General features: G+C 61.5%; 11 protein-coding genes and 2 tRNA genes. 9 read left to right on the forward strand and 4 right to left on the reverse strand.

Going from position 1 to position 15,733, the window contains the following annotated elements; genetic code table 11:
* Positions 1–41 precede the first annotated feature (41 nt).
* The 7 genes from hfq (at position 42) to C4K38_RS02905 (ending at position 8,674) form a co-directional block, all read left to right on the forward strand.
* Complete coding sequence (gene hfq, locus C4K38_RS02875) at positions 42–302, forward strand: RNA chaperone Hfq (RefSeq protein ID WP_007921378.1); 261 nt, start codon at positions 42–44, stop codon at positions 300–302.
* A gap of 12 nt (positions 303–314) precedes the next feature.
* Positions 315–1,616 (forward strand): ribosome rescue GTPase HflX, encoded by a 1,302-nt coding sequence (hflX, locus tag C4K38_RS02880; protein ID WP_025808077.1) that lies wholly within the window; start codon positions 315–317, stop codon positions 1,614–1,616.
* A 96-nt stretch (positions 1,617–1,712) separates the two neighbouring features.
* Entirely contained in the window at positions 1,713–2,882 is a 1,170-nt protein-coding gene (hflK, locus tag C4K38_RS02885; protein WP_053277199.1) for an FtsH protease activity modulator HflK, read from the forward strand.
* Positions 2,882–3,751: a protease modulator HflC gene (gene hflC, locus C4K38_RS02890; RefSeq protein WP_038582569.1), complete on the forward strand. Its 870-nt coding sequence runs from the start codon at positions 2,882–2,884 to the stop codon at positions 3,749–3,751. The genes hflK and hflC overlap by 1 nt, the downstream gene beginning before the upstream one ends.
* Positions 3,752–4,066: 315 nt before the next feature.
* A complete protein-coding gene (locus C4K38_RS02895) occupies positions 4,067–5,254 on the forward strand; it encodes an ATP phosphoribosyltransferase regulatory subunit (protein WP_053277200.1) in 1,188 nt (395 codons plus the stop codon).
* 54 nt (positions 5,255–5,308) lie between these two features.
* Complete coding sequence (locus tag C4K38_RS02900) at positions 5,309–6,601, forward strand: adenylosuccinate synthase (protein WP_009041907.1); 1,293 nt, start codon at positions 5,309–5,311, stop codon at positions 6,599–6,601.
* A gap of 138 nt (positions 6,602–6,739) precedes the next feature.
* Positions 6,740–8,674 carry a methyl-accepting chemotaxis protein gene (locus C4K38_RS02905; RefSeq protein ID WP_053277201.1) on the forward strand — a complete coding sequence of 645 codons (1,935 nt, stop codon included), beginning with the start codon at positions 6,740–6,742 and terminating at the stop codon, positions 8,672–8,674.
* A 63-nt stretch (positions 8,675–8,737) separates the two neighbouring features.
* Here C4K38_RS02905 and C4K38_RS02910 read toward each other — a convergent pair whose 3' ends face one another.
* The 4 genes from C4K38_RS02910 to C4K38_RS02925 all read right to left on the reverse strand — a co-directional run bounded on the left by C4K38_RS02910 (position 8,738) and on the right by C4K38_RS02925 (position 11,874).
* Complete coding sequence (locus tag C4K38_RS02910) at positions 8,738–10,303, reverse strand: ABC transporter permease (protein ID WP_053277202.1); 1,566 nt, start codon at positions 10,301–10,303, stop codon at positions 8,738–8,740.
* Positions 10,303–11,328, reverse strand: coding sequence for an extracellular solute-binding protein (locus C4K38_RS02915; RefSeq protein ID WP_053277203.1), 1,026 nt, complete (start codon positions 11,326–11,328; stop codon positions 10,303–10,305). The genes C4K38_RS02910 and C4K38_RS02915 overlap by 1 nt, the downstream gene beginning before the upstream one ends.
* Before the next feature lie 202 nt (positions 11,329–11,530).
* Positions 11,531–11,617, reverse strand: a tRNA-Leu gene (locus C4K38_RS02920).
* Positions 11,618–11,787: 170 nt separating this feature from the next.
* Positions 11,788–11,874: transfer RNA gene (locus tag C4K38_RS02925), tRNA-Leu, on the reverse strand.
* Between the two features lie 224 nt (positions 11,875–12,098).
* Here C4K38_RS02925 and rnr point away from each other — a divergent pair.
* Both rnr and rlmB read left to right on the forward strand, forming a co-directional pair.
* The gene (gene rnr, locus C4K38_RS02930; protein WP_053277210.1) at positions 12,099–14,702 is read left to right on the forward strand and encodes a ribonuclease R; all 2,604 of its coding nucleotides are present in this window, start codon (positions 12,099–12,101) and stop codon (positions 14,700–14,702) included.
* Positions 14,699–15,466, forward strand: coding sequence for a 23S rRNA (guanosine(2251)-2'-O)-methyltransferase RlmB (gene rlmB, locus C4K38_RS02935; protein ID WP_023970226.1), 768 nt, complete (start codon positions 14,699–14,701; stop codon positions 15,464–15,466). Before rnr ends, rlmB begins: the two co-directional genes overlap by 4 nt.
* Positions 15,467–15,733: the final 267 nt, after the last annotated feature.

Below are 15,733 nucleotides of genomic sequence, written 5' to 3' on the forward strand. Positions count from 1 at the left end.
TTTCCGATTTTTTATTATTGATCCTTAAAGGAGTGCGGCACATGTCAAAAGGGCATTCGCTACAAGACCCTTACTTGAATACTTTACGTAAAGAGAAAGTTGGGGTTTCCATCTATCTGGTCAACGGGATCAAGCTGCAAGGTACGATCGAGTCTTTCGACCAGTTCGTTATCCTGCTGAAGAACACCGTCAGCCAAATGGTTTACAAGCACGCTATCTCGACAGTGGTACCGGTTCGTCCAATTCGCCTGCCTAGCGCATCCGAATCCGAACAGGGTGACGCTGAGCCAGGTAACGCCTGATAGGAGTCTCCTTTGTTCTTTGAGCGCCACGGTGGTGGTGAACGTGCAATTCTCGTTCACTTGGATGGTCAGGACCCTGAGGCGCGCGAAGATCCGCAGGAGTTTCAGGAGTTGGCAATATCGGCCGGCGCCGAGACCGTCGCGTTTGTTAACGTGCCGCGTCATCGGCCAACCGCCAAGTACCTGGTTGGCAGCGGCAAGGTCGAAGAATTACGCGACCTGGTCAAAGCCGAACAGGTCGACCTGGTGATTTTCAATCACATCCTCACACCCAGTCAGGAACGTAACCTCGAACGCATTTTCGAGTGTCGCGTGATTGACCGCACGGGTCTGATTCTCGACATTTTCGCCCAGCGCGCCCGCACTCACGAAGGCAAGCTCCAGGTAGAACTGGCCCAGCTTGAGTATATGAGTACGCGTCTGGTTCGTGGTTGGACTCACCTTGAGCGGCAGAAAGGTGGTATCGGGTTGCGCGGCCCGGGTGAAACCCAGCTCGAGACCGACCGGCGACTTCTGCGGATTCGCCTACGGCAGATCAAGGCCAGGCTGGAGAAGGTTCGCAGCCAGCGCGAGCAGGCCCGTCGTGGGCGCAAGCGTGCCGATATTCCCTCGGTCTCGCTGGTGGGCTACACCAACGCCGGCAAATCCACCTTGTTCAACTCCGTGACCGAGTCCGATGTATTCGCGGCCGACCAACTGTTCGCCACCCTCGATCCGACCCTGCGCCGGCTCGAGCTGGACGATCTGGGGCCGATCGTGCTGGCCGACACCGTGGGGTTCATTCGTCACCTGCCGCACAAACTGGTCGAGGCGTTTCGGGCTACGCTCGAAGAGTCGAGCAACTCCGACCTGCTGTTGCATGTGATCGATGCCCATGAGCCCGAGCGCATGGCCCAGATCGAACAGGTCATGGTGGTGCTCGGCGAGATCGGGGCCCAGGACTTGCCGATACTGGAGGTCTATAACAAACTCGATTTGCTCGAGGGGGTAGACCCGCAGATCCAGCGCGATGCCGACGGCAAGCCGCAGCGAGTCTGGTTGTCGGCCCGTGAGGGGCAGGGGCTGGACCTGCTCAAGCAGGCCATTGCCGAACTGCTGGGCGAGGATTTGTTTGTCGGCACCTTGCGCTTGCCGCAGCGTTTTGCTCGACTGCGAGCGCAGTTCTTCGAGTTGGGCGCAGTGCAGAAAGAAGATCACGACGAGGAAGGCGTCAGCCTGCTGGCTGTCCGCTTGCCACGAGTCGAGCTGAATCGACTGGTAAGCCGCGAAGGCATGCAGCCGCTGGAGTTCATCGAGCAACACACTTTGCAATAAAAGCCTGAGAAAGCGGTTGTGCCGCTGTAGCAGGCATTCTGTAGCATTGGTCGGCGCGCCGTGGGTGCGTCTTTGCTTTATCAGATGGAGAGCGCTATGGCTTGGAATGAGCCGGGTGGCAACTCGAATAATCAGGATCCTTGGGGTGGTAAGCGCCGCAACAATGGCGACCGCAAGGGGCCACCGGATCTCGACGAGGCCTTCCGCAAGCTGCAGGAAAGCCTGAATGGGTTGTTCGGTGGTGGTAAGAAACGTGGTGACGACGGTGGCAGTTCCGGTAAGGGCGGCGGTCTCGGCCTGCTCGGTATCGGTCTGGCCGTGCTGGCGGCCGTGTGGCTGTACAGCGCGGTGTATGTCGTGGACGAGCAGGAGCAGGCTGTGGTGCTGCGCTTCGGCAAGTACTACGAAACCGTCGGCCCGGGCCTGAACATCTACTTCCCGCCGATTGATCGCAAGTACATGGAAAACGTCACGCGTGAGCGTGCCTACACCAAGCAGGGTCAAATGCTGACTGAAGACGAAAACATCGTCGAAGTGCCGCTGACCGTGCAGTACAAGATCAGCAACCTGCAGGACTTCGTGCTGAACGTCGATCAGCCGGAAATCAGCCTGCAGCACGCCACCGACAGTGCCCTGCGCCACGTAGTGGGTTCCACCGCGATGGACCAGGTGCTGACCGAAGGTCGTGAATTGATGGCCAGCGAGATCAAGGAGCGTCTGCAGCGTTTCCTCGATACCTATCGCACCGGTATCACCGTTACCCAGGTGAACGTACAGAGCGCAGCGGCACCGCGTGAAGTGCAGGAAGCCTTCGATGACGTGATCCGCGCCCGTGAAGATGAGCAGCGTTCGCGCAACCAGGCTGAAACCTACGCCAACGGCGTCGTGCCGGAAGCCCGTGGTCAGGCCCAGCGCATCATCGAGGATGCCAACGGCTACCGTGGCGAAGTGGTTTCCCGCGCCAAGGGTGAGGCCGATCGCTTCACCAAGCTGGTGGCCGAGTACCGCAAGGCGCCTGAGGTCACTCGTGAGCGTCTGTACCTGGACACCATGCAGGAAGTCTTCAGCAATACCAGCAAGGTTCTCGTGACCGGCAACAAGAACGGCCAGAGCAATCTGCTGTACCTGCCGTTGGACAAGATGGTCGAGAGTGGCCGCAGCACCAATGCTCCGGTGACCGGCGCAGCAGCCAGCAGCAACGAAGCGAATGCGCGTGCGGCAGCTGATCTGCAGCAACAGCAAGCGCGTACCAGGGAGAGTCGCTGATGAGCAATAAATCGCTGATCGCCCTTATCGTCGGCGTCGTCGTGGCGATCGCTGCCTGGAACTGCTTCTACATCGTGGCTCAGACCGAGCGTGCGGTGTTGCTGCAGTTCGGTCGTGTGGTCCAGGCTGACGTTCAGCCGGGCCTGCATGTGAAAGTGCCCTATGTGAACCAGGTGCGTAAGTTCGACGCTCGCCTGATGACCCTGGACGCACCGACCCAGCGTTTCCTGACGCTGGAAAAGAAAGCCGTGATGGTCGATGCCTATGCCAAATGGCGCGTGAAGGATGCGGAGCGTTTCTACACTGCGACTTCCGGCCTCAAGCAGATCGCCGACGAGCGTCTTTCCCGTCGTCTGGAGTCGGGCCTGCGTGACCAGTTCGGTAAGCGCACCCTGCACGAAGTGGTTTCCGGTGAGCGTGATGCGCTGATGGCGGATATCACGGCTTCGCTCAACAAGATGGCCGAGAAAGAGCTGGGCATCGAAGTGGTCGATGTCCGGGTCAAGGCCATCGACTTGCCGAAGGAAGTGAACCGCAGCGTCTTCGAGCGTATGAGCACCGAGCGTGAGCGTGAAGCTCGCGAACACCGCGCCAAGGGTAACGAGCTGGCGGAAGGTATTCGTGCCGACGCCGATCGTCAGCGCCGCGTACTGCTGGCCGAAGCCTATCGTGAGTCCGAGGAGATTCGCGGTGATGGCGACGCCCAGGCCGCAGCCATCTACTCCAAGGCCTACGGTCAGGACCAGGAGTTCTACGGTTTCTACCGTAGCCTGCGTGCCTATCGTGAAAGCTTCGCGAACAAATCCGACGTCATGGTCCTCGACCCAAGCAGCGACTTTTTCCGTTACCTGGAAAAGGCCAAGCCTTGATGCGACGTTGACCTGAATCGCCCCGCCCGGCGGCTAAAGTGTCTGGCGGGGTGATCCTTTGGGAAAACGAGTGTATGATGCGGCAGCCGGGAAATTCCCGGCTTTTTTGCGTCTGCACGTTTGATTGTGGTTGTTGGTGCAAGACGGCGAGTTGAACGACTCGACAGGTTTTTTCGAGGAAAGTGAGTGGCGAAGCCGGTTTCAGGCTTTTCGCCCCGTCGCCCATGCGCGTGGTTTGCGCATGAGCCGATCATTTTCTGCTTCACTCAAGGCCCGCCCATAGGCTGGCCGCCTGGATCACAGGGGAATGGCGTAATGGCAACGGTAGACCGCTGGCTGCTGCCAGATGGCATCGAAGAAGTACTGCCACCTGAGGCGGCGCGCATTGAAGTTGCGCGTCGTCAGGTGTTGGATCTGTTCCAGAGCTGGGGTTACGAGTTCGTCGTGACCCCTCATATCGAGTACTTGGAATCCTTGCTGACTGGCGCGGGCCAGGACCTCGACCTGCGTACCTTCAAGGTCATCGACCCGCAATCGGGTCGGCAGATGGGTTTCCGCGCCGACATTACGCCGCAGGTGGCCCGCATCGATGCGCATACCCTGCGTCGTGAAGGTCCAAGCCGCCTGTGTTATGCCGGTAGCGTGCTGCATGCGCAGCCGCGCGCCTTGTCGTCCTCGCGCAGCCCGATCCAGCTGGGCGCCGAGTTGTACGGCGACGCGAGCCCGAGCAGCGACGTGGAAGTCATCAGCCTGATGCTGGCGATGCTGCAACTGGCCGATGTGCCGGATGTGCACATGGACCTGGGGCATGTCGGTATCTACCGTGGCCTGGCCCGTGCGGCCGGCCTCTCCGGCGAAGTGGAACAGCAACTGTTCGATGCCCTGCAACGCAAGGCCATCGACGAGGTCATTACCTTGACCGAAGGCCTGCCGGCCGATCTGTCCGGCATGCTGCGGGCGCTGGTCGATCTGTGCGGCGGCCGTGAAGTGCTGGCTGCGGCCCGCGAGCGTCTGGCCAATGCGCCGGCGCCGGTGCTGGCGGCCCTGGACGACCTGCTGGCGATTGCCGAGCGTCTTTCCGTGCGTTTCCCTGAACTGCCGCTGTACTTCGACCTGGGCGAGCTGCGCGGTTACCACTACCACACCGGTGTGGTGTTCGCAGTGTTCGTGCCGGGCGTTGGCCAGTCCATTGCCCAGGGCGGTCGTTACGACGACATCGGCGCCGACTTCGGTCGCGCCCGTCCGGCAACTGGCTTCTCTACCGATTTGAAAACCCTGGTGACCCTGGGGCGTGCTGAGATCGAGCTACCGTCTGGCGGTATCTGGATGCCGGACAGTACGGATGCAGCCCTCTGGCAGCAGGTTTGCCGGTTGCGCAGTGAGGGTCAGCGCGTGGTTCAGGCCTTGCCTGGACAACCATTGGCCGCCGCCCGTGAAGCGGACTGCGACCGGCAATTGATTCAGCAGAACGGGCTTTGGCAAGTATTGCCGCTGGCTTCTTGAGTTTTCCCGCCGGCCGTTGCCGGCACCAAGTTTGCGCGAATGAGGACAAGTGTTATGGGTAAGAATGTCGTAGTCCTGGGCACCCAGTGGGGTGATGAGGGCAAAGGCAAGATCGTTGATCTGCTGACCGAACATGCTGCCGCCGTAGTGCGCTACCAAGGTGGCCACAACGCTGGCCACACCCTGGTGATCGACGGCGAAAAAACCGTCTTGCACCTGATCCCTTCGGGTGTGCTGCGCGAAGGCGTTCAGTGCCTGATCGGCAACGGTGTGGTGGTTGCGCCGGACGCCTTGCTGCGTGAGATCGTCAAGCTGGAAGAGAAAGGCGTACCGGTGCGTGAGCGCCTGCGTATCAGCCCATCCTGCCCGCTGATCCTGTCCTACCACGTAGCGCTGGACCAGGCGCGTGAAAAAGCCCGTGGCGAGCAGAAGATCGGTACCACCGGTCGCGGCATCGGCCCGGCTTACGAAGACAAGGTCGCTCGTCGCGGTCTGCGTATCGGCGACCTGTTCCACCGCGAGCGTTTCGCCGCGAAGCTGGGCGAGTTGCTGGACTACCACAACTTCGTACTGGTCAATTACTACAAAGAGCCGGCCATCGACTTCCAGAAGACGCTCGACGAGTGCATGGAATACGCCGAGCTGCTCAAGCCGATGATGCTGGACGTGACCGCCGAGCTGCACCAGTTGCGTCGCGCGGGCAAGGACATCATGTTCGAAGGCGCCCAGGGCTCGTTGCTGGACATCGACCACGGTACCTACCCGTACGTCACCAGCTCCAACACCACTGCCGGTGGCATCGCCACTGGTTCGGGCGTGGGCCCGATGTACCTGGACTACATCCTGGGCATCACCAAGGCTTACACCACTCGCGTGGGTTCGGGTCCGTTCCCGACCGAACTGTTCGACGACGTGGGCGCTTTCCTGGCCAAGCGTGGCCATGAGTTCGGTGCAACCACCGGGCGTGCCCGTCGTTGCGGCTGGTTCGACGCCGTCATCCTGCGTCGCGCCATCGACGTCAACAGCATCTCGGGCCTGTGCCTGACCAAGCTGGACGTGCTGGACGGCCTGGAAACCATCAACATCTGCGTGGGCTACAAGAACCAGGATGGTGCAGTCATCGACGCACCAACCGACGCCGACAGCTACATCGGCCTGGAGCCGGTGTACGAGCAGATGCCAGGCTGGAGCGAGTCGACCCTGGGTGCCAAGACCCTGGAAGAGTTGCCGGCCGCTGCCCGTGCCTACATCAAGCGTATCGAAGAGCTGGTCGGCGCGCCGATCGACATTATTTCGACAGGCCCGGACCGCAACGAGACCATCGTTCTGCGTCACCCGTTTGCTTGATAAGTCGTTGATGTAAAAAACAAAGGCCCCTCTTCAGGGGCCTTTGTCGTTTCTGCCTGCCAGGCGGCACGACCCTTGCTGTGATTTCTTCTTCCAAAGTGCCATCAGTTTGATGGCGTTGAAGTAGAGGGATTTCCTGTGTCGGCCGTTCTCTCACTGTTACAAAGCCGTCTGTTGCGGCCTGTGTTCGTTACCCTTGGTATCGCCCTTTTGGTGCAGGTGCTGGTTGCCGTTGCCCTGACCCGGAGCACGGTGACGGCGCTGGAGGCCGACCTGGCCGCTCGTCTGGGCGTCGACAGCCAGAAGCTGTCCGGCGAACTGGAGCAGGCGGCTCGCGAAGTCACCTCGAGCCTGGAAAGCCTTTCCAGCAGTACTCGGCAACGATTGACCGCCGGGCTGTCCTCGCGCCTGGAGGAAGAGCAGGTGCAATTGCGAGCGACGCTGGAGAAGGATCTCAAGGATTCGGCCAACGATATGGCCCAACTGCTTGCTTCGGTGGCGCCGCGCGCCATGTGGGACAGCGACGTCCCGACCCTTTCCGAGTTTGCCCGGCGCGCCCAGCGCAATCCCAATGTGCTGTTCGTGGTGTATGACGACGCCAATGGCGAGCACCTGACCCGCTATCTGAACCGGGAAAACCCGATCAACAAGGCGCTGCTGGAAAAGGGCAAGGGCGACCGCGCTTTGGACAAGGTGCTGGACGCGGCCAAGAACGATCCATCGGTCTACTACCTGGAGGCTTCCATCAGTCCTAACGGCGTGGAGATCGGCAAGGTGCTGATGGGGGTCTCCACGGCGTCGGTCGAGGCGGACGTGGTGGCGCTGGACAAGCGTTTCGCAGCCTTGATTGCCAGCAGCGACCAGCTGGTCGGCGATAGCCTCAAGGGCGCTTCGGCGGACAGTTCGGCGGCCATGCGCGCGCGTCTGCAGTCGGCGCAGACCACGGCTTCGGACATGCAGGCCAATACCGCCGGTACTGTGCAGGATGCGGCGGCCACCCTGCGCTGGCGCATCGGCATGGGCCTGGCGCTGGTGGGCTGCGGGGTCTTGCTGTTGCTGGCGGTGGTGCTGGGGCGGCGAGTGGTCAGCAAGCTGCATCTACTGATCGCCGCGTTGAACGATCTGGCGGCCGGTGAGGGCGACCTGACTAAACGGGTCCAACTCAACAGCAATGATGAGATTGGCGACATGGCGTCGGCGGTCAACCGCTTTGTCGACAAGTTGCAGCCGATCGTACGTGAGGCGGGCGATGTGGCGCAGCGCACCGGTGTCGAAATCGGTGCGATGAGCCTGCGTAATGCCGGGGCGGATGCCGCGGCCGAGGCTCAGCGTGACGAGGTGGCGGAAAGCTTGAGGGCGCTGTCGCAGATGGCTGACGAAGCCCAGGCGGAAAGCCAGGCGATGCAGGCAGCCTTGCAGCAGGTGGTGGAGATCCGCCAGGCAACCGACGAAAACACCCGGACCTCGGCCCAGGTGGGCGGCCTGATCGAGGCGCTGGCGGGGCAGGTCGACACGGGGGCCAAGGTCATCGAGCGTCTGGCGCAGCAGAGCGAGCAGATCGAGGTGGTGTTGACGGTGATTCACGGCATAGCCGAACAGACCAACCTGTTGGCCTTGAATGCGGCCATCGAAGCGGCGCGGGCCGGGGAAACAGGGCGCGGCTTTGCGGTGGTGGCCGACGAAGTCAGGGCGTTGGCGAGCAAGACGCAAAGCTCCACCGGGGATATCCAGGCGCACATTGGAGCTCTGCAGCAGGGCGCGCGCGAGGCGGTGGCGGCGATCGGCCAGGCCGGAAGGCAGGCCAGCGAAGGTCTGCTGGTGTTGCGTGACAGTGCACGGTTGCAGCAGTCGGTGCAGTCATCGGTGGAGCAGGTGCACGCGGCGATTGGCCTGGCGACCCAGGCGGCGGCCCATCAGGCTCAGGGTGCGCAAGCGGTGCGCGGTCGGGTTGAAACCATCCATGCCCAGGCCGAGCGTGCGGCTCAGGCGGTGGTGGAGACCACGGCCAGTGGCAAGGTGCTGGATGGCCTGGCAGCGCAGCTGAAGGCCAGTCTGGGGCAATTCCGGGCTTGAGTTTCCACAAGGCTTGAATGCTTGGGGTGGGGCTCCTACAGAAGGCTTTCTGTAGGAGCGGGCTCAGCGGCTCAGATACATCCGCGTCGTCAGCAGATAGACCGGCAATCCCGATACCAGAATCAACAGCGCCGCATAAGGCGCTGCGGCTGCAAACTCCACATTCGCCGTATGCGCCCAGACTTCCGTTGCCAGCGTATTCAGCCCGGTCGGGCTGAGCAGCAGGGTAGCCGTCAGTTCCTTCATGGCATCCAGGAATACCAGGGCGAAGGCGGCCCCCAGTGCGGGGAAAATGATCGGTAAAGTCACGCGGCAGAAGGCTGTGAATGAAGAGGCGCCCAGGGTGCGGGCGGCTTCCTCGAGTTGCGGTGCTGCCTTGTTCAGGGCGGTGCGTATCGGCGCCTGCGCCAGGGGCAGGAACAGCAGGGCGTAGGCGATCAGCAACAGGGCCGAGGTCTGATACAGCGCCGGCACATAGTGCAGGGCAAAGAACACCAGCGTCAGGGCGATCACCAGGCCTGGCAGCGCGTGCAGCAGGTAAGGCAGGCGCTCGGCCCAGAGTGCCAGGCGGCCCTTGTGGCGCACCACCAGCAGCCCGACCGGCACCGCCAACACCAGGCACAGCGCCGCACCACCCAGCGACAGCGCCAGGGAGGAGAGCAAGGCTTCGCCGATGGCGGCCACCGGGAAGGCGGCCGATGAGCCGACGGCCAGCCAGTACGCCAGCATGCCCAGCGGAATGCCGCTGCCGATCAGGGTCAGTAGCGCGCAGTACAGTTGCCCGCCAATCGCCCACTTGTCCAGGCGTACCTGCTCGGCATGTCGCGCCGCGCCCTGGCCGGTTCGTACGTGGCGGCCTTTGCCGCGAACCCGCAACTCCAGCCACAGCAGGGCCAGGCACAGCGCCAGCAGCACGGCGGACAGCATCGCTGCGTTGGCATTGCTGAACTCCAGTTCGAACTGCTGATAGATCGCGGTGGTGAAGGTTTGCAGGCCAATGATCGACAGTGCGCCGAACTCCACCAGCATGTGCAGGGCGATCAGCAGCGAGCCGGCCAGCAGCGCCGGCCAGAGCAGGGGTAGAGTGACCCTGAAGAACACGCCCCAGCGATTCTGCCCGAGGGTGCGGGCCGACTCCTCCAGGGAGGGGTCGAGATTGCGCAAGGTGGCCGCGACAGGCAGGAATACCAGCGGGTACTTGGACAGGCTCATGACCAGGATGGCCCCGCCCAGGCCTTCGAAGCTGGCGCTGAGGGAAACCCAGGTGAAGCTGCTGACGAAAGCCGGTACGGCAAAGGGCAGGCACAGGATCACACCCCAGAGGCGCCGCCCCGGCAAGTCGCTGCGCTCCAGTAGCCAGGCCAGGGACAGGCCGACGATGGCGCAGGTGACGGTCACGCCGATGAGCAGTAGCAGGGTGTTGCGCAGCAGGCCGAAGACATAGGGGCGCCACAGCAGGTGCAGGGCTTCGGCCCAGCCGGCCTGCCAGGCTTTGAGCCCGACATAGAGCAATGGCAGCAGGCTGAGTCCGACCAGCAGCAGGACCGGTAGCAGCAGCCAGATCGATGGTCCTTTGCGCCTCGGTATGTAGGTTGTACGCGAGGCGGGGGTGGGCAGCGATGTGCTCATCAGTTCAGGCCGACTTCGCGTTCCAGTTCCAGGGCTTCTTCGGCGTTACCAAGATCGGCCGGGGTGACTTTCGGTGCGTCCAGCTCGCTGAACGGCTTGAGGCCGCGATCCGACTCCAGGCCTTTGCGCAGTGGGTATTCGGCGGTGGTCTGGGTGATCACGCGCTGGCCTTCTTCGCTGGCCATATAGGCGAGGAATTGCTGGGCTTCCTTGGGGTGTTTGCTGGACTTGAGTACTGCGGCGCTGGATACGGTGATCAGCCCGCCGGCATCGCCGCCGGTGAAATAGTGCAGCTTCGAGTCCAGCTGGCCTTTTTCGCGTTGCAGGGCGAACCAGTAATAGTTGTTCACCAGCACGGTGGCGACTTCGCCGTTTTCCACGGCCTTCAAGGCCACCATGTTATTGCTGTAGGTCTTGCCGAAGGCGCGCAGGCCGGTCAGCCATTCCTCGGCGGCGTCCATCCCGTGCAGCTTGATGATTGCCACGGCCTGTTCCTGGAACGCACCGCTGGTAGGAACGAAGCCCACCTTGCCTTGCCACTGTGGCTGGGAGAATTCCATCACCGATGCGGGCAGGTCCTTTTCATCGACCAGCTTCGGGTTGAACGCCACCACGCGGACGCGGGCGGTGATGCCGATCCAGGTGCCGTTGCCGGCGACGTAATCCTTGGGCAGGACTTCAAGGGTTGCGGCATCGGTCTTGGCCAGCAAACCTTGCTCGCCGAGTTTGTTCAGGGGCGGCGATTCTTCGGTGTAGATCACGTCGGCGGGGGAGCGCTCGCCTTCTTCCACGACCTGGCTGGCGAGTTGGTTGCTGCTGCCTTTGCGTACATTGACGTGAATACCGGTCTTGGCCTCGAAAGCCTTGGCGATGGCGTCGCCGACTTCCTTGTGCTGGCCGTTGTACAGAGTCAGGGAAACCGGATCGGCTGCTTGAGTGAGTGGAGATGCCAGGGTCAGGCCCAGCAAAGTGATGGTCAAGCCACGCAGAAGGGATGTTGGAAGGGCGGTGTTTCTAAACATCATTCGCAGGGTTCCTCACTGTGGTGCCGCAAAAACTTGTAACAATCATAAACGATATTGTTTCTCATGTGCGGCTTGGCGGGCTGGATAGCCCTGGAGGAGGGGCGCTTTGGCGATGGGGAATGATTGTCATAGGCCAGAAACGCAAAAACCCGCTTTCGCGGGTTTTTGTGAGGCTTCACAGCTATGCTGTGAAACTTGAATGTGGTGCCCAGAAGAAGACTCGAACTTCCACGGCCTTGCGGCCACCAGCACCTGAAGCTGGCGTGTCTACCAATTTCACCATCTGGGCAGTATCAGCAACGTTGCCGCTGTTGATGGGGCGAACTATACGGAGCGTCTTTGAATCTGTAAAGCCCTGTTTTGACTTAGATTCAATAAATCAAACACTTAGAATGCAAAAACCCGCTTTCGCGGGTTTTTGGGGGAGCCTGAAGATTCAAACGATCTGCAGCTCTGAATTGGTGCCCAGAAGAAGACTCGAACTTCCACGGCCTTGCGGCCACCAGCACCTGAAGCTGGCGTGTCTACCAATTTCACCATCTGGGCAGTATCGGCAACGTCTCCGTCGTCGATGGCGCGCACTATACGGACCACCTTTTGAGCTGTAAACCCCTGATCTTGAAAATATTGAAAAAAATTCGCCGACGGCTTTTACAGGATGCTTCTGAAGCCTTGAAAGGACTTTTCGGGGCCTGTCTTAGCCTGAAATTTCCCGTTTCAATACGCGTATGCCAAACTAACCCGCATATAGACAAGGTGAAATTTATCTAATGGCCGATTGGCAGTCCCTCGATCCCGAGGCCGCTCGTGAAGCGGAAAAATATGAAAACCCTATCCCTAGCCGCGAACTGATCCTTCAGCACCTTGCTGATCGGGGTTCGCCTGCTAACCGCGAACAGTTGGTCGAAGAGTTTGGTCTGACCACAGAAGACCAGATCGAAGCCCTGCGTCGCCGCCTGCGCGCCATGGAGCGCGATGCTCAACTGATCTACACCCGTCGTGGCACTTATGCGCCGGTGGATAAGCTCGACCTGATCCTCGGCCGCATCAGCGGTCACCGTGACGGCTTCGGCTTCCTGGTTCCCGATGACGGCAGCGACGACCTGTTCATGAGCCCGGCGCAGATGCGTCTGGTGTTCGATGGCGACCGCGCGTTGGCCCGGGTTTCCGGCCTGGATCGCCGTGGTCGCCGTGAAGGCATGATCGTCGAAGTGGTGTCCCGTGCTCACGAAAGCATCGTCGGCCGTTACTTCGAAGAGGGCGGCATTGGTTTTGTGGTGGCGGACAACCCGAAGATCCAGCAGGAAGTGCTGGTGACCCCGGGCCGCAATGCCGGCGCCAAGATTGGCCAGTTCGTCGAGGTGAAGATCACCCACTGGCCGACTCCGCGCTTCCAGCCGCAAGGCGACGTGGTCGAGGTCGTGGGCAACTACATGGCCCCGGGCATGGAAATCGATGTTGCCTTGCGCACCTACGATATTCCTCACGTCTGGCCTGAGGCCGTGCTAAAGGAAGCCGGCAAGCTCAAGCCGGAAGTCGAAGAGAAGGACAAAGAGAAACGCATCGACCTGCGCGATCTGCCGTTCGTCACCATCGACGGTGAAGACGCTCGCGACTTCGACGATGCGGTCTTTTGCGAAGCCAAGCCTGGCAAGTTGCGCCTGTTCGGCGGTGGCTGGAAGCTGTACGTGGCGATTGCCGACGTTTCCAGTTACGTTAAGATCGGTTCGGCGCTGGATGCCGAGGCTCAGGTGCGCGGCAACTCGGTGTACTTCCCCGAGCGCGTGGTGCCGATGCTGCCGGAGCAGCTGTCCAATGGCCTGTGCTCGCTGAACCCGAAAGTCGATCGTCTGGCCATGGTGTGCGAGATGACCATCTCCAAATCCGGCGAGATGACCGACTACCAGTTCTACGAAGCGGTGATCCACTCCAAGGCGCGCCTGACCTACAACAAGGTCAGCACCATCCTCGAGCAGCCGAAAACCAGCGAAGCCAAGCAGTTGCGTGGCGAGTACGCCGATGTCGTGCCGCACCTCAAGCAGCTTTATGCGCTGTACAAGGTGCTGCTCGGTGCCCGCCATACCCGTGGCGCCATCGACTTCGAGACTCAGGAAACCCGGATCATCTTCGGTTCCGAGCGCAAGATCGCCGAAATTCGCCCGACTACTCGCAACGATGCGCACAAGCTGATCGAGGAATGCATGCTGGCGGCCAACGTGGCCACCGCTGAATTCCTCAAGAAGCACGAAATCCCTGCGCTCTACCGCGTCCACGACGGCCCGCCGCCAGAGCGCCTGGAAAAACTGCGCGCCTTCCTCGGCGAGCTTGGCCTGTCCCTGCATAAAAGCAAGGACGGCCCGACGCCGAAGGATTACCAGGCATTGCTGGAAAACATCAAGGACCGCCCGGATTTCCACCTGATCCAGACCGTGATGCTGCGTTCGTTGAGCCAGGCGGTGTACAGCGCTGACAATCAGGGCCACTTCGGCCTGAACTACGAAGCCTATACCCACTTCACCTCGCCGATTCGCCGTTACCCGGACCTGCTGACGCACCGGGCGATTCGCAGTGTCATCCACTCCAAGCAGAACACCCCTCACGTGCGTCGTGCCGGTGCGATGACCATTCCGAAGGCGCGCATCTATCCGTATGACGAGGCGGTTCTCGAGCAGCTTGGCGAGCAGTGCTCGATGAGTGAGCGGCGTGCCGACGAAGCGACCCGCGACGTGGTGAACTGGCTCAAGTGCGAGTACATGAAGGATCGCGTGGGCGAGTCGTTCCCAGGCGTGATCACCGCGGTGACCGGTTTTGGCCTGTTCGTCGAGCTGACCGATATCTATGTCGAAGGTCTGGTGCACGTCACGGCTCTGCCGGGTGACTACTACCACTTCGATCCTGTGCATCACCGTCTGGCCGGCGAGCGTACCGGCCGCAGCTTCCGCCTGGGTGACAGCGTGGAAGTGCGGGTCATGCGCGTCGACCTGGATGAGCGCAAGATCGACTTCGAGATGGCGGAAAAAACCATCAGCGCGCCGATCGGTCGCAAAAAACGCGGCGCTGTCGATGTGCCTCCAGCCAAGACTGCTGCCGAGCCTGCTCCAGCCAAGACCGGCCGTCGTGGCCCGGCCAAGGAAAAGCCGGTCGAGGCCTACCGCTCCAGCGATGCCGCGGTGAAAAACGCCGAAGTGCGCAAGAGCCGTGAAATGAAGCAGGCGTTGCTGGCCGAAGCCAAAAGCGGCGGTAAAGCGGCGTCTGGGGGAAAGTCCGGAAAGCCGGCGTCCAAGCCGAGCAAACATCGTAAAGGTCCGCCGAAAGCGGGCGCAGGTCCTGCGGCGAAAAGCGGCGGGGCGCGTAAACCCAAGGCCAAGTCATGAGTCAGTTGGAAAAGATCTACGGCGTGCACGCTGTAGAAGCATTGCTGCGTCACCACCCCAAGCGCGTCAAGCAGATCTGGCTGGCCGAAGGCCGCAGCGATCCGCGGGTGCAGGTGCTGGTGGACCTGGCTGGGCAGAATCGCGTGGCGGTCGGTCAGGCCGAGCGTCGCGAAATGGACGCCTGGGTCGAAGGTGTTCACCAGGGTGTCGTGGCTGAAGTGAGTCCAAGCCAGGTCTGGGGCGAGGCGATGCTCGATGAGCTGCTCGACCGTACCGAAGGCGCACCGCTGCTTCTCGTGCTGGACGGTGTGACCGACCCGCACAACCTCGGCGCCTGCCTGCGTACCGCCGATGCGGCTGGCGCGCTGGCGGTGCTGGTGCCGAAAGACAAATCGGCGACCCTGACCCCGACTGTACGTAAAGTGGCGTGCGGCGCCGCGGAAGTGATTCCGTTGGTGGCCGTGACCAACCTGGCGCGCACCCTGGAAAAGCTCCAGCAGCGCGGCCTGTGGGTCGTTGGCACGGCTGGCGAAGCCGAGCAGGAACTGTATGACCAGGACCTGACCGGGCCGACCATCCTGATCATGGGCGCCGAAGGCAAGGGTATGCGTCGCCTCACCCGCGAGCATTGCGACTTCCTGGTGCGCCTGCCGATGGCCGGTAGCGTCAGCAGTCTCAACGTCTCCGTGGCTACCGGCGTGTGCCTGTTCGAAGCCACGCGCCAGCGTGCGGCCAAGGCCAAGAGCGCAGCCAAGAAGGCCTGAGTCTCCTCCCTCCATGCAGGTGCGAGCTTGCTCGCGATTGCGGCCCGACTGAGGTGTCGCAATCGTGAGCAGGCCGTCCGGCAGGTTTGGCGTGCCCTGGCGCCCAATTGTTCAAATAATCACCAATTGCCTTGCGCCGCTGTTGCCCCTTCTCTACAATTGCGCCCCTTGCCGTTGCGGCAGGCGCATATGTGCCTATCTCTGGCAAGACACACAAGTGTCATTCACTCCTTGTCTGACCGCTTTTGAGCGGCAGGCTACAACCCG

Origin of the sequence: Pseudomonas chlororaphis subsp. piscium (assembly GCF_003850345.1) — a bacterium.
Lineage (GTDB): Bacteria > Pseudomonadota > Gammaproteobacteria > Pseudomonadales > Pseudomonadaceae > Aquipseudomonas > Aquipseudomonas piscium.